The following is a 23650-nucleotide window of genomic DNA, read 5'->3' on the forward strand; positions in this document are numbered from 1 at the left end:
TATTACTTCTTATCTTCTAAAGCATTAGCAAGTATATCTCCCATATTGGTAGTATTATCACTAGAACCATATTCTTTGAGAGCTTTTTGACGTTCTGCTATTTTATAAGCTTTTACCGATAATAAAATTCTACCGGTTGATTTCTCGATAGAAACAACTTTTGCTTCTATTGCTTTGTCTATTTGAAACATTTCAGGCTTCTGCTCGTCTTTTTCATCCGATAGTTCAGTTCTTTTAATAAAACCTGTTACTTTATTGTTTAACAATACTTCAAGTCCCTCATCTTTAACTTCTGTTATAAGGGCTTTAACTATTGTGCCTTTTTTATATTCATCACTGATTTCTTGATATGGATTCGGCGACAATTGTTTTATACCTAAACTAACTTGTTCTTTTTCAATATTAATGGCTAGAACTTTGCATTCTATTTTGTCACCTTTTTTGTATGATTTTAATAGATCCGTTCCTTTATCTTCCCAGCTAATATCACCTTCATGAATCATGCCGTCCATATTATTACCGAGTGCAACAAAAATACCGAAATCCGTAATATTTCTAATCGGTGCTTTAATTATAGTACCGACAGGATTATTTTCAGCGAACTTTGTCAAAGGATTTTCTTGACATTGTTTAATACTTAAAGAAACACGATGCTTTTCAGTATCGACCTCTAAAACTACGAATTCTACTTCTTGCCCTATAGTTAGCGTTTTTCTAGGATTTTGATTAGATTTTAACCAACTAATTTCGCTTGAATGAACAAGTCCCTCAAGCCCGTCTTTTAATTCTATAAATACGCCGTAATCAGCAAAATTTGTAACTTTACCGGTCATTTGTTTACCGACGGGGAATTCTTCTTTAATTGCTTCCCATGGGTTAGAATCAAGTTGTTTTATACCGAGTGATATTCTTTTGGTTTTTTCATCAAACTTAATAACCATTACTTTAACCTTTTGGTTAAATTCTAACACTTCTGAAGGATGGTTAACTCTTCCCCAAGAAATATCGGTTAAATGTAATAAACCGTCAACACTTCCAAGATCGATAAACGCACCGTAATCAGTAATATTTTTTACGGTTCCTTCTAATACCATGCCTTCTTTAATTTTAGATAGCATCTCATCTCTAGCTTCAGAACGTGATTCTTCTAAAATAGCTCTTCTTGAAACTACTATATTACCAAGCTTTTTATCCATACTTAAAATTTTAAACGGTTGCTTGATATTCATTATAGAAGTAGGATCTTTAATAGGTCTAACGTCAACTTGGCTTCCTGGTAAGAATGCCACTACACCGGATAAATCCACGGTAAAGCCTCCTTTTACACGACCGAAAATCGTACCGTCAACAAATTCGCCCTTGGAACACATGATTTCTAGTTGTCCCCATAATTCTTCTTTAACTGCTTTTTCACGGCTCAATATTGTTCTGCCGTTACGTCCTTCAATTTTCTCGATGAAAACTTCAACTACGTCCCCAACTTCAGGTAAAACTAAAAATTCAGACTTAGGTATTCTACCTTCATTTTTTAATCCAACGTCAACAATAATTATATCGTTTTTTATTTCGATTACTTGACCTTTAACTACCGTTTTTTCTTTTATATGACTTGTATCAACGGTTTCAAGCATTTTAGAGAAATCTTCTGCAAATTCATGATTCATTGCTGCAAGTTGTGGAACAAATCGTTGTTTTAGTTTTATTGACATATTCTTCTCGTAATATTAGCTAAAGTGCCTAGGCTAATAAAATTTTTTTGAAAGGTTAATAAAATTGGATGCTCTTGCATGGCTAAAAAAAGCGTGCTATGTCATTCCCGCGTAGGAGGGAATCCAGAAAAAGCGAAACTATTTGAACTTTTAATATTAAAATTCAGTGTGTTTTTACCTTTTAGTTACTGAATTCCCGCCTACGCGGGAATGACATACTAGCCATGCAATAATGCCATAAAATCGAATAAAATAACCTAGCACTTTTTCAAGTTATTTTATTCTTTATATAATTTGTTACTTCTTCTACGACTTCCATAGCCGAAAGCTTTGAAGTATCGATAATTAAAGCATCTGAAGCCGGTAATAACGGTGCAGCTTTTCGCTCTTTATCTCTTTTATCCCGCAAAATTATTTGCCGTAAAATCTCATCGAGTATACATGTTTTTCCTTTGGCTTGCAACTGCTTATATCGTCTTTCAGCCCTAATTTGAGGATTTGCGGTTATAAAAATCTTTAAATCGGCGTCAGGTGCAACAACGGTGCCTATATCCCTACCCTCCATAATCATTCTAGGTGTTGTTTTTACTAGATTAATCAGGTATTTGTTTAGATTATTTCTAATTTCACTTATTACGGCAATTTGCGATGCTATATTTCCTATATTCTCATTCTCTAAGTCAAAATTATTGTCGAGTCTTAATTCTTTAGATAAAGCAATTACCGCATCTATATCAGTGACATCTATTTTTTGACTAATACAGTCAAACGCAAGCTGCCTATAAACAATACTTGACTGAAAATATTTAAGAGAAAATTTCTTGGCCAGTATTAAACCTATAGTCCCTTTACCTGAAGCAGCAGGACCGTCAAGAGAAATAGTGAAATTTTGAGAAATATCAAAGGCTTTAGTTTTTAAATCCACCATAAAATTATAGACTAAATAATAAAATGTTATAAATAATGGAAATAAAGCTTGAAATCTAGTACATTAATAAATTTTTTAAAAAAACAATGGTTAAAAACTACATATAGATTTAGTAGTACACCCTATGATGGGGTAATCAACAAATTCATTTTTTGATTTACAGCTTTAGCGTATTTTTGAAGGCTTAAGAAATTAGGAATATGATGTCCGCTTTCCATTCTTGCTATTTGAGCTTGAGAAGTAGACATTTTTTTAGCAACATCCGCCTGAGTCATATTAGATGCAAGACGAGCCTTTATTAAAGTGCTTGCTATCTCAAATTCCATTTTTCGTTCTTCATAAGCTTTTTTTACTTCGGGGTTTATAACTCTTTGTTAAATTCATCAAAATTTTTCATTAAACCTTCCTTTAATCTTAAGTTTTAGCTATTGAAATAGCTGTTTTAGGAATTTTTTCTGTTTTTTTAATAAATGTATGCAATATAACTATTTTTTATCAATATATTAACATATAACTTGAACTAATCAATTGACACTTATCTTAATTGTAAATATTATAAGGCCCATAATTCGATAAAGCCAAAACTACATAAAGATTTAAAAAATTATAAGGGTGATTAGCTCAGTTGGTTAGAGCATTACGTTGACATCGTAAAGGTCAGGGGTTCAACTCCCCTATCGCCCACCACCTTATCTCTAGGTCTTCCACAGTTTAGTATTGTTATCAAAAAATTCTTATGCTCCTTATATTCTCCTTTGAGATTAAGTTATCAGAGCTATAATTGCTTTCAAATCTCTTCTATAACTGATATTCAGGAGAAATATTATGCATAATATATTCTCCTCTTTTTCCACCTCTAACTCTAATAATAAGTTAAATATTAACAATAGTGATAATAGCTCTGTTATATTCTACAATTTTGTCGGTAATTTTATTCCACCTGAATGGAATAATTTGACCTCTAATAATGGTAAAATCTTAAGTAAAACCTCAAGACAGCTCTTATCCCTGATAGTCTTCCGCTTACAAATCTATTATAACAATTCTATCGACGAACTCCAGGAAACCTATCATTTCTTTGAAGAATCTCTAGGAGTTTGTCAACGAAGAGTAAGACAATGTCTACTCGAACTAGAACAATCCGGGTTCATCAATCTTTCTACCACAACAGTAATTAAATATGGTATCAAATGTCGTAACACTCCTTGTATAAAATTAGCAAAAGATTTCCAGCCTTATAATCATACATCTTCAGCTGAAAACGAAAAAATTTTCAGCCATACACAAAAAATTTTTCGCTCCAACCCGAAAGAAATTTCAGGTCAACCTGAAAAAAATTTCGCCAACTACTTATATATAGATAATAATAAAAATATATCTAATAAATCTAGATCTAACAGATCTACAATTTTTCAAAATGAAAAAAATATATTTAATCATAATCACCAAACTCAGTTACAAGAACAACAACTTGAAACAAATTTACAATTCAAAACAACAAGTTCAACCAATGATCAACAACAAGCTGGTAATACTAATTTCTCTAGTGCTAATATCACAACAGGTGCCACACGGATTAATACTGCACTACAAGCAGTTATTAATAAAATCTCTAAAAAATACGACTCTACACCATCAAATAGCAATAATGCAGCAATTAATGCCGTTAATTATAAAAGCTGGTTCAAAAGGAAAAAATTAACAGATTTCCATCCATTAACCCAAGAAGAGGCTGATTTATTACAGATAAAATCAAATCGAGAATTTAATCTTACTTTTATTAACAAGCTCTTATTGAAATTAGCAGAACAATACCCAGAACATCATTTTGGTCATAAAAAAGTGTTTTTAAATTACATGGCTAAAGCTTTAGCTCATGAACTGAGAGAAGCTACTCAAACTAATTGTGAGAAGTTTCAGTTTAAATCTAACGATGTAAACAAAGCTAAAGACCGATATCTAGATAAGATAGAAAGCAGCCTTGACACTAGCAAACAATCTCAGTTAAAACGTAAAATCATTGGTAGTTTTGATCCTGATTCAGCTTATGAATTACTAAGCTCCTGCTTATTTATTGGGGTAGTAAATAATCAGTATCAAATCAAATTGCTTAAAAATATTACGCTTTCAGAAAATACACAAGATAAAATACTACAGCAAGTACGAATGATCTATGGCAGTAGTATTGGGCAGTTACAAATTATTCCGCCATTTGTTAATGCCGCAAGTAAAAAAGAAAATGATCCTAAACAAGCTGATCAAACTTATTTACTTGCATTAAGCAAACAATTAGATCCAACTTCAGTGTGGTACAAAGTTAGAAAATTCCTAATTGAACGCTATAGTAGATATGTTGATATCGGGACCTTTAGTAAGCTAACAGTAATAACGGAAGATACTCAAAATAAAAAAATAATTATCTAAGCAAAATCAAGTTTTTATGATTATTTTGTTCGTAACCGTTATATGAATGACTTAGCTGATGCTTTTCAAATGCAAGGATTTACTTTTGCATTACTAAAATTTAATGATAAGGATTGAAATAATGAATATGCCACAAAAAGATGAATTATTAAGTTGTTTTAATGTAGCACAATATTTTCTAATCTTAGTTAATCGAGAATTAGGTGATACAATAACACAACTAAAATTACAAAAGCTCATATATTTTTCCCAAGGCAGCCATCTAGCTTTATTTGACAAGCCACTTTTTAAAGAAGAGATTGAAGCTTGGCAGTATGGTCTTGTAGTGCCATGTCTGCGTGCAATATTTGGTAATTTTGCTGCTACTCCAATCCCGTCGCCCGGAGAAATAGATTTTAGTATTTATAATGCACAACAAAAAATATTAATTTATAATATATATTCTTTTTACGGTGAGCATACAGTTGCTTATTTACGTGATTTAATACGCCAACATGCCATTTGGCAACAAGCTATTATCTGTACTAACAGAATTATTACTAAAGAAGAAATGAGCAAATTTTTTAAAAATCAAATAAAAGATTATTTTCTGGTCCCGACAAAAGAAAATATTGTCCAAATAAAAAATGCTGAAGACAGGTGGTTGATGAATTATGATAATGGTATCCCTACTACAAATGATTTAAAAGAAATTATGCACCTAATAACTAAAGCAAGCAAAGAAATCTAATTTGATTCATGGTGACTTATATTTCATGATGACTTATATCTTACTTATGGTAGCTGATAATTTGTGATAATTACCTCATTAGACATTTTATTATGCTCCGGCATAGAATATTTAACTTTAATAATATTAACATTAAAATTCTTGTATAAATTCTTAATAAAAGGAGTATCACTATTGGAGATCATTATTTTAACGCCTTTATTATCTAGCTCTTTGGCAAAATCTTTAAGTCTCGTTTGCTCACTTTCATCAAAGGGTAATCTAGTATAAAATTTCTCACCTGATTGATGATAAGGAGGATCAAAATAAACAAAATCATTCTTTTGAGGTTCAATAAAAGAAAAATCCAGCGCACAAATAGAAGTGCCTGCTAAAAGCTGACTACATTGTTTTAATCTAGCAGCAATATCAGATTTACTATAATTCCTACCGGAAAAACTTTGCGCTGCTTTTCCATCAATATTAATTCGGTAAATGCCTTTAAATGAATATCGATTAAGATAGATAAATCTGGCAGTAATTTTTGCTGGATCATTACTATCATTAGCATTTTTTATTTGGACAATATTTTCTTTTGTCGGGACCAGAAAATAATCTTTTATTTGATTTTTAAAAAATTTGCTCATTTCTTCTTTAGTAATAATTCTGTTAGTACAGATAATAGCTTGTTGCCAAATGGCATGTTGGCGTATTAAATCACGTAAATAAGCAACTGTATGCTCACCGTAAAAAGAATATATATTATAAATTAATATTTTTTGTTGTGCATTATAAATACTAAAATCTATTTCTCCGGGCGACGGGATTGGAGTAGCAGCAAAATTACCAAATATTGCACGCAGACATGGCACTACAAGACCATACTGCCAAGCTTCAATCTCTTCTTTAAAAAGTGGCTTGTCAAATAAAGCTAGATGGCTGCCTTATTACTTCTCACTTGGTAGTAATGTTCTTTAGAATGTTGTTCTTTATGGAAGTCTAACAATTTACTAACCTGCTCCGGATTCTTCTTAACTGCGTTATAGGACGTGACTAAATCAAGATTAATATCAGATAAGAAACAATGGTTAAATTTATCTCTTACATGAAAGAATAAAGCACCACCGCCAAGGAATGGTTCATAGTAATTATTTAACCCAGAAGGGATAAATTTAGTTAATTGATCGGCGATTTTTCTTTTGCCACCAACCCATTGCAGAAATGGACCGGGCTTTTCTAAATTATTTACTGACACAAAGATCTTAAGCATTTAATGGATAGGTAAATTATAGCAAAAAATGCATTAATATGCCAGTAAAAACAAGGTTTCTTGCAGCTTTTAGGCTATTTTCTGATATAATAAATAATATATTTATTGATTTTTTAGAATTGTACTTAAAGACTTTGATATGTCTCATTTATGCAGCTGGTTGTCATATTGGATAAAAATCTGTCAAAAAAGCTCTAAAATCCTCTGTACTTCACAGAATTGTGGTGATATCTGTCCTTGTTAAGAGCGGCCGTGGTGCAACTCTAGTTCAGAGTTTAAGTTAAAAACACAACATTTTACCACTTTAACCTCTGAGCTGTTTTCTAACCTTAACAGCAAGGAGATGCTATAATAATTAATAACACAAATCAACAAAAAGATAATAATCAAGTTAAAAATATGGGACAGCAAGCTTGGATATTGCAATTATCTCCTATATCTGTCACATTAATGCCATCTGAGCAAACATATAGTGTTACAGACACCCCTCAAACATTAGCGCAAGAGTTACAAAAGGTAAAGCACGAACTAAAAGAATCTAATATATTCAAGGTAGATTTAATTAAAAATATTAGTAATAAATTAGATATATCATGTAATGACATGCTCTCCAAGCTACTGACATTGTACGGGGGAGAAACAGATCCTAACAAAAAGAACTCCTTATCTAACATTGTCATAGATTGTGCTAAGGGACTATTAGATTATTCTCACAATCTAGTGAATTTGCTGCACAAAGATAGCAAATTCGTGCCCATAGATCGACAAGCTTTTGATCTAGAGCAATTAGTAAATGACACTGTTAATAAAATTAAGCCGGAGGCTGAAGATAAAGGCTTAGATCTTTTTTGTAATTTTCAGTATAATATAGAAAAGATAATTATTGGAAATAGTTACTGGATATCGGCAATATTAGAACAATTAGTAGCTAATGCAGTTAAATTTACTGAAGACGGCAAAGTCATTGTCACAATCAATCTATTTCCTACTACTATAGAAGAAGATAATAAAGAGATGGTGCTACAATTTATTATCCATGATACGGGTATTGGTATGTCTGAAGAAATACAGCAATATATTAGAGGTCAGGATATTGAATTTGATGCTGCAACCGGGTATACAGGGTTAAAATTAGGGCTTGGCTTTGTTAAAAAACTTATTCACGAAATGCATGGAGATATTGAGGTAGCAAGTGAAGAAGGTAAGAGTACTACTGTTACATGCAATATACCAATAACATTACCTATATATCACCAAAGCCCCATTGCAAACTCTACTTCTAATTGGGAAAAAGTCTAATAATCCCCAATGACTAAGGTTTTGTAATGCAAATTTACAAGACCTTATACTTGTAACTATAAAAATTGACCTAATGAGTAAGAACTGCTTGATTATTATTAGTTTAGTTAACTAAACTTAATATATAAGTAAAGAATGACAAAATATGGTTAAGAATCAAATCAATTATAAATATCACGAGTTTTTAAATTGTTATTACAGTAAAAGATTATTACATAAACTTTTGCTATTAAGTAAATATACGACAAATAAGATAGATTTTAATCAAGTTAGTAAGGCTATTTACTATGCCAAAAAATATCATGGTGAACAGAAGCGAAAAACTGGGGAATTATTTTATACTCATTCTTTAGAAGTAGTATATATGGTTGCTGATTACTCATGTAAAACTGATCTTATTGTTACTGCCATATTACATGATGCTATTGAGGATACAGAGTTGACTCAAGAAATGATAGCAGAAGCATTTAGTGATAAGATAGCTTCTTATGTTGAAGATTTAACCAGAATTAAAAAAGATTATAAGATTAGTGCTGTAGAAATGGTTAAGATATTATATCTGCAAAAGAAGGATGATTTATTATTAATTAAGCTGTTTGATAGATTACATAATATGCAGACGGTTAGAGCTAAGTCTCTTGACAAGATCTGGCAAACCACCTCTGAAACTTTACAGATATTTTTAGCTTTAGCTGTTTACTTAAAAATACCTGAGATTGCAGGGCGATTAGAAAAACACTGCCTAGGTGTAATTTGCAATTATGAAATTTTACAGAATAGCATAAAACAAGATGCGATGCATTATGTAATAACATAAACCAGCTGTTGCTAGTGAGGTAAGTTATCAATCTTAAGATGTGGTATTTACAGCTATTCTATGTTAAAGTTGCAATCAGCTGAGTTGGTCAAGAGCTAGAACCGTAACGTTCAATATAAAAGTAAGATTATGACAGAGAGTAGAGAGATAAAAGAGCAAGCACAGGAGGAGGAAATACTAAGTAGCATTGATGTAGCTAAGTATTTTTTGATATTAGTGGATAGAGAAGCAGGTGATGTAATTACACAACTAAAACTACAAAAGCTAATGTATTTAGTCCAAGGCATTCATCTTGCTTTATATGATAAGCCACTATTTAAGGAAGAAATAGAAGCATGGGAGCATGGACCGGTAGTCAGGGAATTACATACTGAGTTTAGTGGATATGGTTCTTTGCCTATTTTTTTACCTTATGAGATTAATTGTGATCTTTACAGTTTAAAAATTAAGAAGTTAATCTATAGGGTATATTCTATATATGGGGAGCATAGTAGTTCATATTTATACAAATTAACGCATAGTCATATAATTTGGCAGGAAGCTATTAAGAGTGTTAATAAAGTAATCATCAAAGAAAAGATCAGGAGATTTTTTAAAGATTATGTTCATGGTATAAAGGAAAAGTTTTTCGATATATCACAAGAAGAATCAATAAAAATAGAGCAAGAGATTAATAATTATGAGAATAAATGTACAAATTATCTAAGAAGAACGCTAAATCACAGAATGATAGCTAACCTATCTAAAATAATGTTAGGTACTGATGATTTTTATAAGCTAATAGTAAAGGGAGATATATTTGTTGATAAAAGCCTAATGATCAAAGAATTATTAGAAGATTATAGTGAAGCAATACTGATAGCCAGACCAAGGAGGTGGGGCAAAAGTATTAATATGAGTAGATACAACGGTTTTTTGAAATAGAAGTAGATGGCCATGGTAACATTGTTCCGGAAGCACAAAGAGTAAATAAGAAATTATTTTTAGGTGGTAAGATTAATATAGGCTTTAATGAAGAGAAACAATTAAAACCTTTAAGGATAGCAAGTGTATCGTATGCAATGAAAAGGCAAGGTAATTTTCCAGTAATTTTTCTTAGCCTCAAAGATATAAAAGGTAGTAATTATCAAACTATAGAAGCTAAGGTAATGGAAAAAATTACCAATGTTTTTGAGTATCATCAATATTTAACTAATAGCAGTAAGATTAGTGATATAGATAAACAAAAGTTTCAAGACTATTTAACGAATAATATAACAATAGATAAACTACATAGTTCATTATTGTTTTTGAGCAAGCTACTGTTTAAGCATTTCAAGCAAAAAGTATACATATTGATTGATGAGTATGATACACCAATCAATAATGCATATGCAACTTTTAGGAATCAAGAGCAAGGTTTTAAAGATGTAGTTGAATTGTTTAGAGGTATATTAGGGGCATGTTTAAAAGGTAATGAGTATTTAGAGAAGGGAGTAATTACAGGAATATTGAAAATTGCTAAGGCTAATTTATTTTCTGATTTAAATAATCTTACTGAATATACAGTGCTTGATCAGAATTTTGCTAAATTTTATGGTTTTACTGAACAAGAAGTATCAGAATTACTTATTGATACACCATCTCAGATTAATCAAAATAAAATAAAAGATTGGTATAATGGTTATAAGATTGGTGGAGAGTTAGTCTACAATCCATGGTCTATAATGCAATGTATATCTCGCAATGGTCAGTTAGATCGTTATTGGTTAGATAGTGGAGGAACAGATTTAATCGATAAAGTATTGAGATCTGATGATATACAGGAAGATTTACAAAAATTACTAGAAAATAAGAAAATAACTAAGCAGTTATATAAACAAATATCGTTTGAGGATATCGCTAATAACAAGAATGTATTTTTTAGTTTACTAGTATTTACAGGTTATTTAAATGCTGAACTTGATAATAATGATGAAGAATATCGTTTATTTATCCCAAATAAAGAAATAAGAAGCATATATGTTAATCGAATAAAAGATTGGGTAAGTAATAAATTAAAGATGCCGACAACTGATTATGATGGTTTTATAGGATTACTGACCTGTGGGGATGTAGATAAGTTTGTAGAGAGGTTAAAAGAATACTTTAGAGATTCAACATCTTGTCATGATTTATGTAAAGAGCGAGATTATCACAACTTGATGGGAGGTATATTTTCTCCTTTATCTCAGCAATATATTATAGAATCAAATATAGAATCAGGTTATGGTAGGTTTGATCACCTACTTATTGCAAGAAAAGATATAGGAGATAAAGCTTTTCTTATTGAATATAAAGTAAGTGAGAAAGAGGAAGAATTAGTAAAATTAGCACAAGTAGGATTACAGCAAATAAATAATAAAGCATATGATACTAGAATTAGGTCTCATCCTCATATAAAGAAGATCTTTAAAGTATCTTTCGCTTTTTGTAGTAGGAAAGCTGAGATAGAATACAGGGGTGAGATTTTGCAATAGTACGATTAACATGGAGTAAATGCTTAACTTTACCCATAAGTACGATATGGTCTGCTAGACTTGTAATATTCGTCATTAGCAATACAGCATTTATGCTGATGTGGTAAGTGTGTTAGAAACGGATAAAATTGATACAGTATTAAAGTAATATAGCTAAATTACTATATAACATAACTGTTTTACAGTGGTTTAGCTATAAATTGCTCAATTTCTTACTTTACACTGATTTCATGTAATATAGCCAAGGCGGGATAAAAAGGCTATAAAATATAATTATGACATATAATTATGACATACAGTATAGATTTCCGTCGAAAAGTAATTTCGATAAAAGAGCAAGAAGGATTGAGCTATAAGCAAACGGCTGAGCGATTCAGAATAGGAAAAACTACCTTAGTACGTTGAGAACAGAAGCTTGAGCCGGAGAGGAGTCGCAATAAACCTGCAACCAAAATAGATATAGAAGCACTTAAAGTAGATATAAAGAAATATCCTGATGGCTATCATTATGAAAGAGCTAAACGTCTAGAAGTAGGTATAAGAACAGTAGGAGATACATTAAAACGACTAAATGTAACCTATAAAAAAAAGCCTAGTACATCCGAAACGCAAGGAAGAAGAGAGACAGAGCTTCCAAAATAAAATATTTGAATATGAGAAGAAAGAAAAGTCAGTTGTATATATTGATGAAAGTGGGTTTGCAAATTCAATGCCAAGAACGCATGGATATGCATTAAAAGGAGAAAGATGTTATGGCATGCATGATTGGGCAGCAAAGGGTAGGACTAATGCAATAGGAGCTTTACTTGGAAAACAACTTCTGACGGTTAGTTTATTTGAGCATAATATCGATACACAAACTTTTACTAGTTGGGTGAAACAAGACTTGATTCCAAAATTACCGGAAGATAGCGTGCTTGTGCTGAATAATGCAACTTTCCATAAGAATAAGGATATGCAAGATTATATTCGAGATGCCGGTTTTACGCTTGAGTATTTACCTGCATATAGTCCTGATCTAAATCCTATTGAACATAAATGGGCTGAAATAAAATCCATTCGTAGAAAATATCAATGTGATATTGATCAGCTTTTTAGAAATTATTTCCCATAGCCTTTTTATCCCGCCTTGGCTATATTTAGGCTAAGTATTTTCTTAGTAATTCTTTTAAGGTCCGATACTAAAGATTTATGCAATTTTTATCTAACTTTATAACAGAAACAGTATTATTAATACCATTGTAACCCAGTCATTATCAGCTATGCATCGCCTTTATTAATACAAAATTCGAGTTGAGTAGGTTTTAAAAACTACAAAAAAATAAATAAAGTCATTGTATTAAATAAAAAAAAAGTTAATATTTAGATTAGGAAATTAAAAAAATAAGTAGTTGTGTAATATTATTTCAAGAGGTGTGTTATATTAAAATTAGAACCCCCTAAATTAAAAAAGCACCAAACAGATTTTGTGAATGCAAGCAAGGTCATTGTTAATAAAGTATTATATGAAGAGAATAATATATCGCAAAGGTCAAGGTACCAGTATTATTTAGATCGAGCTAAGATAGAAGGTGCTAATAAAGTTGCAGAAAGAAATATTAAATATTCTCCAATACAAACTCCCCTTATAATTAATCCAGAAATTTCTCAATTAGAGAACCAAGAATACACATTAGAAGATTTAGAGCAAAATATACAAGGATTGGACGATCTTACCCATCTTGCATTGCTGAAAAGAAATCGTCATTCAGATAGTAGTGATGAAGATAGACAATCACGTAATGATGCTAAACAACGACTAAAAAATGCTAAGTTATTTGAGGATATACGTGAAAAACAGCTGGAAAAAACAATTATTGAAGAAATCACAAAATATTTAGATACTGGAGCAGAGATTAATGCTCTAAATACAAGGGGTAAAACAGTTTTACATATTGCAGTTGAAAAAAATTATAAAGGATGTAGTTAAATCTCTTTTAAAGCAAGAAGGAATCAATATTAACATTCATAACAAAGATGGTAGAACAATGTTAGATTTAGCTAAACACCTGTATAAGCAAGATATTGTCCAAATATTAGAAATATCAATTATTCATAAGAACATTGATTATGAGATCATCTAAATATTTGTTTTCTAACTCTTCATATTAAAGAAATAATATATTGATATTAAGCTTAAGACAATAAACCCTAGAGTATAAAATATTAATAAACGTTGTAGGGAGGTAAACTTGAAAAATTATAAAAAGTTATCAGAGGATATGAGAAATCTCTTCATTAACCATGCAGCACAAAATCCTGGTTTTCACCTATCATCAAGTCTAGGCTTAGTTGAAACTAGTATTGCTTTACTAAATGTGATCAACAATGAAAATGTTAAGATTTTATTTGATATTGGACATCAACGATATCCTTTTTTAGTAGTAGAGCATTACATGCGCACTGGGGAACTTAAAATACCTGATAAGGAAATACAACATGACATCTTCTTACACCCAACATTTGCTGGATTATCAACTGCTTTAGCTGCTGGAGCAGCCGTCTCAACGAATAACAAAGTTTTTGCGTTAATTGGTGATGGAGCTTTCACAAGCGGTGAGATTTATGAAGGTTTGAACTTACTTGGCGAATTGGATGCAAATATTGCAATAGTACATAATCAAAATAATATGTCTATCAGGGAAAATGTTGGAGTTTTCAAAGACAGTGATATTTTAAAAAGTTTTGTAAATTGTTTTGGATTCAATTTCTTAGAGGTTAGTGATGGGCACAATATTAAAAATTTAATAAATGCTTTTAGAATAGCCTTAGAAAGTAAGAAAAAAGTTTTTATTAATATAAAAACCATAAAGGGGAAAGGTTATTTTCCATCAGAAAATAATCCATTAGAGTTTCATCAACCCTTTATGGGTTTTAATGTTCAGTCTGGTGAATTTTATAAGCCAGAAGGGATGATCTTACAATTTTTTGAGTGCTATGTCTTATTTGAAAAATTTTTATATAACTTATTAGAAAAAGACAACAACGTTTATCTAGTTTTTCCTTCTACTCCACCATTCCAGAGTTTAATAAAGCAATATCCTGAAAGAGTTATAGATACTGGGATTACAGAGCAGCTATATCTGTAACGTTATCTACATCAATTGCATTGAGTAATAACGTGGTATTTTTACCAATTTTTTGTACCTTTATGTCAAGGTGTTTTAGCCAATTTATTGATTTGTGCTTAAGTGGAGCAAATGTAAAAATAATAGGTTTTTTTAGTGGATTAACCACATTTGGAATGGTTCAGCAATCGATGCACATATTTAACATAGTTAAATCTATACCAAATTGTAAGATATTACAACCATCTTCCACTAAGGAGTTTGAGTTAATGTTAGCATATTCCGCAAAAACCAATGGTCCAGTTATTATATTTGTTCCTACTTTTGAACTTAAATGTAATGTTTCAAATTTGGGTTCTGTTATAACTGGTAAAGGAATCACTTTAAAGTCAGGAGATAAAATGACAGTGCTTCCAATTGGAAGTGGTGCCTTTTCATGGATAAGTGATATTGCACTAGAACTACCTAAAATAGAAATTATAAACCCTAGATTTTTAAAACCATTCGATATAGAGTTATTAATATCAAGTATTGAAAAAACAAGAAAATTACTTGTGTTGGAGGATGGATATAAAACATCTGGGTTTGGAGGTGAATTAATTTATTCAGTTAAAAAAATATACAATAACTTTGACTCAGAATGGATAGGATATGAAGAAAAGTTTCTTTGTGGTCAAAATTATGTTGAATCTCAGAATTATCTTGGATGTTCAAGAGAAAAAATAATAAGTATTGCTATGAGTTTATACAATGCCTAGATATATAAAATTCGTATTGCTACAATTTCTTTGTATTATATCACTTGAAGCTCATAGTGTTGAGTGTTGTGGTGGAACTCGCAGTTTATTAGATTTTAAATTAAGAAAATTTGTTGAGGAACATTATAATTTTAACATTAAAGAAATATCAAAATTTGATTATGGTCTTGAAAACGAGGTATATAAAATAGAGGATACTGATGGCAAAATTTATGTTTTAAGAATATCTTACAAAAAAAGATCAAAAGTAGAACAAGAAATATTTCTACTACAAAGGCTATGCAATGAACGATTATTTGTAAATTTTGTCCCTTGTGTAATTGCTGATTCTGAGAACAAGTATATACATATATTAGGATCTCAGATAGTTGTGCTATTTGAGTACATTGAAGGAATTCAAAAAGAATGTTTAGATGATACTGAAGTCAAATATGTTGTAAGTAATCTAGCCAAACTACATGAGTATTCTATTAAGTTTATAGATTATTTTGATAAAAGAGACATTGAAACTTCAGAAGAAATGAAGACGTTTTTACAAAAACTTCTAGAAAAAAAACTTATCAACCAAAACTTTTTTAACTTCTTGTGTAACTCAGTTGATAATTTTCATTTGTCACTAAAAAAGTATAAATTCCTCTCTGTAGTTCATAGAGACGTTCACTGGAAAAATTTAATCTTTACTCAAGATAACAAGATTGTCTTAATCGATTTTGATGATTTCTGTATTTCAAGTCCCATACTTGAACTTGCAGTTTTATTTAGGACCATGTGTTTGCGAAATGGTAATATTGATGTAGAACGATTCATAAAAATCCTAAAAGAATATAATTTCTATAAATTAACAGGAGAATTTATTAATACAGAGGATTTATTAAATATGGTTATTTATGACTTGCTGAGAGTTGCTAAGTCCAAATTTGAAAATGTCGAGAATAAAAAAAAGTTTAAAAATATTATTAATCAGGATTTTGACTATATAAAATTGATAGATATACATAGGAAAGAATTACTTTACCTACTAAAAGTACATTAGATTGAATTTTAAAAACTACAGTAATACAGTATGTATCTTATACACGAGGAGTTTTGTAAAGTTGCAAAACAATTTAAAAATAAAATAGCAGCAGTTTGTAAAGATAAAAAAATATCTTATAAAGAGCTAAATGCATTATCAAATCAACTTGCTCGTGTAATTCGTGCAAAAGGGATAACTAATGGTAATGTAGTTGCAATTAGTACTGATAAGTCAATTGAATTTCTAATAGCATTTTTTGCTGTTCTTAAATCAGGGGCATGCTTATTGTATATTGATCCAAATGCTCCGCAGAAAAGAAAAAGTTATATACTTAAAGATTCTAAGGCAAAAATAGTTCTTACTAAGTTAGACATGAAAGATAACTGCAGTTCAAGAATTGAATCATTCTATATTGACGAATTGAGTCTTTTAAAACGTTTTGATGATTCTGACATTCTAAATTCAAGTTCTTTAGAAGATGCAGCTTACATTATCTACACATCTGGATCCACCGGTAATCCTAAAGGAGTTGTTATACCACACGTCGGGATTGCAAATCATGCTTCACATTATATATCAAAATTTAATTTATCTGATCAAGATATTTACGCCCAATTTGCTAGTTACTTATTTGATGCATCTATCTCTGAAATAGTAATAGCACTATTAAGTGGTGGAACACTGCACATTATTACCAATGACATTATAAGTAATTATAGAAAATTTGAAAATTATTTAAATTCAAGTAAAACTACAGTTATAACTCTTCCACCCACTTACTTAACCCACTTAATACCAGAAAATGTACAATATTTAAGATTGCTTATTACAGTTGGCTCTCCAACTAACCATATACTTGTAAAAAAGTGGATTAATAAAGTTAAATATATAAATGCATATGGCCCCTCTGAGATTAGTATTGCAGCTACTACTTATATTTGTAATGATGATCCATTTTTTTATGAGTATAATTCCGTACCAATAGGTAATCCTATATCAAATTATCAACTATATATTCGTAAAGAAGATAACATAATTGAACACATAGATAATATAAAATATGGTGTCAAAGGTGAATTGTGTATTGGTGGTATAGGGCTTGCTAAGGAGTATATAAACCTTCCTAATCTAACAAAAGAAAAATTCATTTCCTTAGATACAGTAAAAGGTACTAAAAGAATATATTGTACTGGTGATGTTGTAGTATTGAATACAAGAGGCTATCTTGAGTTTATTGGCAGAATTGATACTCAAGTAAAAATTAGAGGATACAGAATTGAATTAGAGGAAATTAACAAAACTATATTAAACAATTTTCGTGAAATAAAAGATTGTTATACAACTGTCATAAAGAATTCTGAAGAAAGTGGCTCAATCTGTACTTACCTGATTTGTAATTCAAAATTTTTGGAGAACATTTTTCGTACAAGACTTTCACAATTTTTACCATCATATATGACACCAACTTATTTGGTATGTGTAAATGAATTTCAATTAAATTCTAGTGGAAAAGTAGATTTAACAAAACTTCCTTCTCCTTTCGATAAAATAAATAATAAAAACATTAACGCCATTGCAAAAAAAGATAAAATTGAAAGTACAGTATATAACATATGGTGTAAAACGCTAAAAATAAAAAACTGTAATTTAAACGAGAGTTTTTTTCATTTAGGAGGTGATTCGTTAAAAGCAATAAAAATTGCTACCTATTTAAGTGAAGAATTAAATATTGATTTTACTGTTAATAACCTTTTCAAAAATGATACGAATGTAAGATTTAATCTCAACTATTACAAATTTTTACCAGCACACAAAGTTGTACAACAATTTTTTTTTAAATCAATACATATTACTTTATGAAAAACTCCTGAACTTGTATGTTTTTCACATATACAGTAGATTTTATTATTTTTTTCATCTCCAACTAATCCTCCAAATCTTTCATTCTTTTTCGATATAATTCGTTTTACTTGTTTATTTTTTCTTAGAAAAATTCCATATAAAGCTTGATCATACAGATTAATGAAATAAAAAACATCATTGATAATTACATAATCTCCACCACCATATTCATAAACCCTGCTTCCTATACTATAAGATCCTGAAATTAAACTCTCTTTCTTTCCAGAAGAAGAACAAAACCTTATTGCTATAGTTTTTTTTTGACAAGGTATATGCTCTAACATATAAATATACCCATTATAAAAAGAAATCTGGGATAATCTGTTTTTTGTTAAAGCAACTTCTGAGAAAGACACAGAATTGATATTATCATTCATATTCATGATTCTGCAAACAATTTAATTTTGCTTCTTCTTCAAGATGGGTCATTTTAGTGCAGTGCATAACTATCTCGTTTATAGAGATATTAGTACTTGAATCTAATAAATAACTTACAGTTCGGTTGATATCATGAAGATTAATACAATCTTCAGATGTAATTTTTGAATTAACAAGAATTTTTTTAGCCATTTCAGTAGCTACAACTCCAGGACATAAGGCTGTAACTTTTATTCCGTATGGCATCAATTCTTTAAATAATGCATTACTGAAACCTAATACACCAAATTTAGTTGAATTATATACTCCCATATTTGGTCTTGATATTTTTCCCCCTAATGAAGATAGATTAAAAATATAACCTGAACGTTGCTTTTTCATGTATTCTGCAACATATTTGCAAAAATAAATAGTTCCAAGTAAATTAGTTTTTACCATTTCATCTATTTCTTCTATGCTAATATCTGAAGTTCCTTGATATGCAACTCCAGCACTGTTGAATAATACATCTATTCGAGAATAATTACTGAAAATGGAGTTTATAGTTTTACTAACAGACTTACAATTTGTAACATCTATATACATACATGATGCACTACCTCCTTTGGAGTTAATGATTTCACAAACATGATTCAGTTTCCCCTTATTTCTTGCTATTAGAACCACATGATAATTTTCTTGAGCCAAAAATTGAGAAACTGATTTACCTATACCATTGCTTGCTCCGGTAATCACTGCGATTTTTTTACTTACCATATTTCTTTACTCCTTGAACTCTGATACTAATCTAATTATAAATTTTTTACTTGCACACGAAATAGCAAGATAATTTTGGAATCTATTTTCTAAATTCAATTGTGGTTTTGTAAAAAATACATTTCCTGATTCTTCTAAAATAATTTTTAAAGGTACGATATCCCAAACTTTTAAGACTGTATCTACCATAATATCGCTACTACTCTTTGCAACCATAATATGTCCATATGCATCTCCCCAAGAACGAACATACTTAGAAAAAGATTTTATTTTATTAAAAAGGTATTTATCACTTTCTTTCTGAAAATAATTTTCACCTGAGTGACAAAAAACTAGTTCTCCTAGTTTTGGTTGTCTTGTGGAGAAAAGTTTTACATGAGTTTTTATGGTTAAACTATCTGTAACGCAATAAGAGCCATGATTAGCCACAGCAAAAAAAACTTTAGATAGAGCAGGAAAACTAGCTACACCAAGTACTATACGACCATTAAACACTAAACCTATTAAAGTAGAAAAAAGGGGGAGATCATGAACATATGCTATAGTCCCATCTATAGGATCAATAGTCCATAAATAACCACTTTTTGAACTTTTATGTGTAATTTCTTCTCCCAATATTCCATCATGTGGAAAAACATTAGAAATTAAATTTACTAGTGCTCTCTCAATTGTTTTGTCTATTTTTGTCACTAATGATAAATCTTTTTTTACTTGCACAACTTTTCTATTTTCAAAATTATACATAGCTATATCAGATGCTATACTTACTAGCTTTTGCACTAGATTAAATCTATCTAACTCATCATTATTTTTTGCAAAATTAATCATAAACACGCTAACTCATAGATGAGACAATGCTAATAATATTAGAAGCATCTTGTGCATCAAACTCTTTCCATTCGTGTCCTAGCTTTTCAAGAATTTGCTGAGTATAAGTGTGGTTTACAATTGATGGCTTACTCCAGTACTCACTTGAATAAAGATGAGTTATCAAAGGTTCATGTCTTGAATCGTATACACTGATCAAATGTTTATAAAAGTCATTGATATCATTTATCTTAACTTTTGGTTCCAATTTTGCTATCTTAGTGGCAAGATCTGATAAAGATATCTTGTTGGGATTAATTATATTATAATGGTGGTTAATAGTATTTGATTTACACAAAAATAGACCTAAAGCTTTAATCACCACATCAATATAGCTTAGGTCAAAATTTATTCTATGATCGTTTGGGAAAAGGCCAAGTTTTACAAAACTACCAACTAATCTCATAAAAGCATTTTTATGAGGGTTTTGCTGGAATATGCCTGTTTTCTTACAAAAAGTAACATTTCCAAGTCTATAAACATTTGACTTCAACCCTATTTTTTTGGCATCCTCAATTAATAGTTCGGCAAGAATTTTTGTCTTTATATAAAAATTGTCAATTTCATTTATAGATGATGGAGATATATTTCTCTCTTCTAGAATAGAAATCCCTTCGGAATTTGGTTTCATTGCTTTTACAACACTCACAGTCGAAATATGGTGTAATAAAACTTGCTCCTTCAATAAGCAAAAATCTATTAAGTTCCTTACTGATTCAACGTTAGCTTTATAAAATTCATCGTACTGGCCAAAATGATCAACTTTTGCAGCACAATTAATAACAATATCCATTGTTTCGTTTAAATCTATGTAATCAATGTTCGTAAGACCAAATTTAGACTCTGCTATATCTCCTTGCAGATAACTAATTCTTTTGTCAAATTTATCAATGTCAATTCTATGATAATACCATAGCTTATCCTTAATCTTATTTTTTATATGATCAGAATTTTTCCCCCTTATTATTAGGAAGATATTACTTTCTGAATGCTCTAGTAAAAATCGAAGTATAAAATTTCCTACATACCCAGTTGCACCAGTTATCAATACTGATTTAAAATTATTAAATACTTTATCAACTGAAATATTTTCAGGTACGTATCTACTGTGAGTTATTCTACTTAGTGTATCATAATATTCATTGATGCTTGAATCTACTTCTTTAAAATGAGCAATTAAATTTGAGGGCTTTAGTTTTATTTTTTTAGCTATTTTTCTTATGGTCTTTAGTTTATAAATATCGTTAATTTTTAACTCATAATCCTTTACCAAAATACAATTCAATAACTTTAAGCGAGGTGCCTCCTAAGTCAAAGAAACTCTTATTCACATCAATATTGCCTCTCCCCAAACACTTCTTCCATGCATTTAATAGCTTTTTCTCAGTAAAGGATATCTCCTCATGAACTTTGCTTTTAAATTGACTCGGATCAAAAGAATCTTTAAGTGACTTTCTATCAAGTTTTCCACTTGAGTTTATCGGTAGTTCATCTAGTTTGACGTAATCTCTTGGAATCATATAGGATGGTAGCGAATTTTCTAATGTTGTCTTTACCTCATTGAGCATAAATTCTAGTGATAAATTAGGATCTTTGGATACCAGATACGCAACTAAATATTCTTGATTATTATCTTCTATAACTAATACAGCACAATTTTGTATACAACTGATTTCTTTAATTTTAGATTCAATCTCACCCAGTTCAATTCTATAACCTCGTATTTTAATCTGGGAATCCTGACGACCAATATACTCTACATTTTCATCCTCGTTTAACTTTACTACGTCACCGGTTTTATAGGCCAACTTATTACCAAATATTTTATTTTTTATAAACGCTTTTTGTGATATGACCTCGTTATTAATATAACCCTCTGCTAAACCAATACCACTAATATAAAGTTCACCTTTGACTCCAATAGGAACAGGAAACATCCTTTTGTCTAATACATATACAGTCATGTTTGGTAGTGGTTTGCCTATAGGTAAGAATTTTTCATTCCCATTAAAGATATAATAAGTCGTGTAAACTGCAGCTTCCGTAGGACCATAGGCATTTACTATGCAAGCATTTTTAAATATTTTTTTAGTTCTATGTGCAAGAGCAACATTAAATGCTTCACCCGCAACAAATATATATTTTAAGTTACTTTTCACTTTTTTTCCAGTAACTTCTATATAGTTACAGAGGGCACAAAGCATTGAAGGTACAAAATTAATATGAGTGATTTTATTTATATTAATTTGCTCTAATAGTGCTGCAGGATCAAGTTCATAATTAATTGGCAAAACAATAACTTTACCCAGTCCGAAAAACCACCCCAAAATTTCTGTTAGAGAAACATCAAATACAGTATTAGTTTTAAAAAGAAAAGCATCTCCTTTTTCCATTGGAAAGAGAAACTGCATAGACAACAATGTATTTACTATAGCTTTATCTCTAACAAGTACTCCTTTAGGATTACCAGTAGAACCAGAAGTATAGATTACATATTAGTAAAATAAATTAATTATTAAATGGAGATGAAAAATGAACTTAAATCAAAAAATAATAAAGCCAAAAATAGGGTTACTAGAACTAGCTAAGAGTCTTGGTAGCATATCATCAGCATGTAAAGCGATGGGCTATAGTAGAGATAGTTATTACAGATTTAAAGAACTGTATGAAACTGGTGGCGAAGAGGCATTGTATGAAATTAGTCGAAGAAAGCCAATAATAGCGAATAGAGTTGATCCAGCGATAGAGAAAGCAGTAATGGATATGGCAATAGAATATCCAGCATATGGACAGCTAAGAGTATCAAATGAGCTTAAGAAGAGCGGTATACTTGTATCGCCTGGAGGAGTGAGATCAATTTGGTTACGTAATGATTTAAACAATATCAGTAAAAGGCTTAAAGCATTAGAAGCAAAGATGGCTCAGGATGGTATTGTTCTTACTGAATCTCAATTACAAGTGCTAGGAAAAAGAAGCTCATGGAGAAATTGAGACGCAGCATCCAGGTTATTTAGGATGTCAGGATACGTATTATGTAGGTAATTTCAAAGGTATAGGTAAGGTTTATTCTCAGGTATTTATTGATAGCTATACTAGGGTAGCGGATGCTAAACTATATACTGATAAAACAGCTTTAACTGCTGCTGATATGCTTAATGACCGCGTGTTACCATGGTACGAGACTCAAGGGATACCAATACTTCGTATTCTTCA

22 protein-coding genes, 1 tRNA gene and 3 pseudogenes are annotated in these 23650 nt (G+C 30.4%); 15 read left to right on the plus strand and 11 right to left on the minus strand.

Annotated elements, in window-relative coordinates; translation table 11 throughout:
• Positions 1–2 precede the first annotated feature (2 nt).
• The 4 genes from RAT170B_RS06265 to RAT170B_RS12455 form a co-directional block, all read right to left on the minus strand.
• Positions 3–1709: a 30S ribosomal protein S1 gene (locus RAT170B_RS06265; RefSeq protein ID WP_045805889.1), complete on the minus strand. Its 1707-nt coding sequence runs from the start codon at positions 1707–1709 to the stop codon at positions 3–5.
• A gap of 268 nt (positions 1710–1977) precedes the next feature.
• On the minus strand, positions 1978–2637 hold the full coding sequence (cmk, locus tag RAT170B_RS06270) for a (d)CMP kinase (protein WP_045805890.1): 660 nt from the start codon (positions 2635–2637) through the stop codon (positions 1978–1980).
• A gap of 122 nt (positions 2638–2759) precedes the next feature.
• Positions 2760–2963 carry a helix-turn-helix transcriptional regulator gene (locus RAT170B_RS06275; RefSeq protein WP_045805891.1) on the minus strand — a complete coding sequence of 68 codons (204 nt, stop codon included), beginning with the start codon at positions 2961–2963 and terminating at the stop codon, positions 2760–2762.
• Between the two features lie 88 nt (positions 2964–3051).
• Positions 3052–3126 (minus strand): type II toxin-antitoxin system RelE/ParE family toxin, encoded by a 75-nt coding sequence (locus tag RAT170B_RS12455; RefSeq protein ID WP_109559329.1) that lies wholly within the window; start codon positions 3124–3126, stop codon positions 3052–3054.
• Positions 3127–3247: 121 nt separating this feature from the next.
• Here RAT170B_RS12455 and RAT170B_RS06280 point away from each other — a divergent pair.
• The 3 genes and pseudogenes from RAT170B_RS06280 (at position 3248) to RAT170B_RS06290 (ending at position 5791) form a co-directional block, all read left to right on the plus strand.
• Positions 3248–3324: transfer RNA gene (locus RAT170B_RS06280), tRNA-Val, on the plus strand.
• Between the two features lie 138 nt (positions 3325–3462).
• Positions 3463–5178, plus strand: a pseudogene (locus tag RAT170B_RS06285) (hypothetical protein).
• Between the two features lie 10 nt (positions 5179–5188).
• Positions 5189–5791: a Panacea domain-containing protein gene (locus tag RAT170B_RS06290; RefSeq protein WP_245207445.1), complete on the plus strand. Its 603-nt coding sequence runs from the start codon at positions 5189–5191 to the stop codon at positions 5789–5791.
• Between the two features lie 44 nt (positions 5792–5835).
• Here the strand turns inward: RAT170B_RS06290 and RAT170B_RS10650 are convergent, their stop codons facing one another.
• Positions 5836–6642, minus strand: a complete 807-nt coding sequence (locus RAT170B_RS10650) for a DNA adenine methylase (protein ID WP_261368754.1) — start codon at positions 6640–6642, stop codon at positions 5836–5838.
• A 59-nt stretch (positions 6643–6701) separates the two neighbouring features.
• A complete protein-coding gene (locus RAT170B_RS06300; protein ID WP_409994161.1) occupies positions 6702–7025 on the minus strand; it encodes a DNA adenine methylase in 324 nt (107 codons plus the stop codon).
• 414 nt (positions 7026–7439) lie between these two features.
• Here RAT170B_RS06300 and RAT170B_RS06305 point away from each other — a divergent pair, with 414 nt between their 5' ends.
• The 11 genes and pseudogenes from RAT170B_RS06305 (at position 7440) to RAT170B_RS06355 (ending at position 18394) form a co-directional block, all read left to right on the plus strand.
• On the plus strand, positions 7440–8339 hold the full coding sequence (locus tag RAT170B_RS06305) for a sensor histidine kinase (RefSeq protein ID WP_261368755.1): 900 nt from the start codon (positions 7440–7442) through the stop codon (positions 8337–8339).
• Between the two features lie 145 nt (positions 8340–8484).
• Positions 8485–9156: an HD domain-containing protein gene (locus RAT170B_RS06310; RefSeq protein ID WP_045805893.1), complete on the plus strand. Its 672-nt coding sequence runs from the start codon at positions 8485–8487 to the stop codon at positions 9154–9156.
• 129 nt (positions 9157–9285) lie between these two features.
• A complete protein-coding gene (locus RAT170B_RS11780; RefSeq protein WP_261368756.1) occupies positions 9286–10080 on the plus strand; it encodes a Panacea domain-containing protein in 795 nt (264 codons plus the stop codon).
• Between the two features lie 137 nt (positions 10081–10217).
• Entirely contained in the window at positions 10218–11654 is a 1437-nt protein-coding gene (locus RAT170B_RS06320) for an ATP-binding protein (protein WP_261368757.1), read from the plus strand.
• Positions 11655–12098: 444 nt separating this feature from the next.
• Positions 12099–12296: pseudogene (locus tag RAT170B_RS12460) on the plus strand (IS630 transposase-related protein); the annotation flags it as partial.
• Positions 12235–12768: an IS630 family transposase gene (locus RAT170B_RS06325; RefSeq protein WP_222595558.1), complete on the plus strand. Its 534-nt coding sequence runs from the start codon at positions 12235–12237 to the stop codon at positions 12766–12768. The pseudogene RAT170B_RS12460 and the gene RAT170B_RS06325, both read left to right, overlap by 62 nt.
• 354 nt (positions 12769–13122) lie before the next feature.
• The gene (locus RAT170B_RS06330) at positions 13123–13623 is read left to right on the plus strand and encodes a hypothetical protein (protein WP_045805895.1); all 501 of its coding nucleotides are present in this window, start codon (positions 13123–13125) and stop codon (positions 13621–13623) included.
• Between the two features lie 235 nt (positions 13624–13858).
• Positions 13859–14782 (plus strand): 1-deoxy-D-xylulose-5-phosphate synthase N-terminal domain-containing protein, encoded by a 924-nt coding sequence (locus RAT170B_RS06340; RefSeq protein WP_261368762.1) that lies wholly within the window; start codon positions 13859–13861, stop codon positions 14780–14782.
• Between the two features lie 20 nt (positions 14783–14802).
• A complete protein-coding gene (locus RAT170B_RS06345; RefSeq protein ID WP_082068691.1) occupies positions 14803–15519 on the plus strand; it encodes a transketolase C-terminal domain-containing protein in 717 nt (238 codons plus the stop codon).
• The gene (locus RAT170B_RS06350; protein ID WP_045805899.1) at positions 15512–16552 is read left to right on the plus strand and encodes a phosphotransferase; all 1041 of its coding nucleotides are present in this window, start codon (positions 15512–15514) and stop codon (positions 16550–16552) included. The genes RAT170B_RS06345 and RAT170B_RS06350 overlap by 8 nt, the downstream gene beginning before the upstream one ends.
• 30 nt (positions 16553–16582) lie before the next feature.
• Positions 16583–18394: a non-ribosomal peptide synthetase gene (locus RAT170B_RS06355; RefSeq protein ID WP_052691990.1), complete on the plus strand. Its 1812-nt coding sequence runs from the start codon at positions 16583–16585 to the stop codon at positions 18392–18394.
• On the opposite strand, the gene RAT170B_RS06360 is transcribed toward RAT170B_RS06355, so the two are convergent.
• From RAT170B_RS06360 to RAT170B_RS06380, 5 genes are read right to left on the minus strand one after another with little or no spacing between them, the layout of a single operon-like run.
• Positions 18325–18813, minus strand: coding sequence for a hypothetical protein (locus tag RAT170B_RS06360; protein ID WP_146620368.1), 489 nt, complete (start codon positions 18811–18813; stop codon positions 18325–18327). The genes RAT170B_RS06355 and RAT170B_RS06360 overlap by 70 nt on opposite strands.
• The gene (locus RAT170B_RS06365) at positions 18806–19570 is read right to left on the minus strand and encodes an SDR family oxidoreductase (RefSeq protein ID WP_045805901.1); all 765 of its coding nucleotides are present in this window, start codon (positions 19568–19570) and stop codon (positions 18806–18808) included. Before RAT170B_RS06365 ends, RAT170B_RS06360 begins: the two co-directional genes overlap by 8 nt.
• A 6-nt stretch (positions 19571–19576) precedes the next feature.
• A complete protein-coding gene (locus RAT170B_RS06370) occupies positions 19577–20398 on the minus strand; it encodes an inositol monophosphatase family protein (RefSeq protein ID WP_045805902.1) in 822 nt (273 codons plus the stop codon).
• Positions 20399–20405: 7 nt separating this feature from the next.
• The gene (locus tag RAT170B_RS06375) at positions 20406–21710 is read right to left on the minus strand and encodes an SDR family oxidoreductase (RefSeq protein ID WP_186786301.1); all 1305 of its coding nucleotides are present in this window, start codon (positions 21708–21710) and stop codon (positions 20406–20408) included.
• Positions 21694–22926, minus strand: a complete 1233-nt coding sequence (locus tag RAT170B_RS06380; protein ID WP_261368763.1) for a non-ribosomal peptide synthetase — start codon at positions 22924–22926, stop codon at positions 21694–21696. Before RAT170B_RS06380 ends, RAT170B_RS06375 begins: the two co-directional genes overlap by 17 nt.
• A 43-nt stretch (positions 22927–22969) precedes the next feature.
• On the opposite strand from RAT170B_RS06380, the pseudogene RAT170B_RS06385 reads away from it, so the two are divergent.
• Positions 22970–23650 (plus strand): annotated as a pseudogene (locus RAT170B_RS06385) (helix-turn-helix domain-containing protein); the annotation flags it as partial.

It is taken from the genome of Rickettsia argasii T170-B (assembly GCF_000965185.1).
Lineage (GTDB): Bacteria > Pseudomonadota > Alphaproteobacteria > Rickettsiales > Rickettsiaceae > Rickettsia > Rickettsia rickettsii.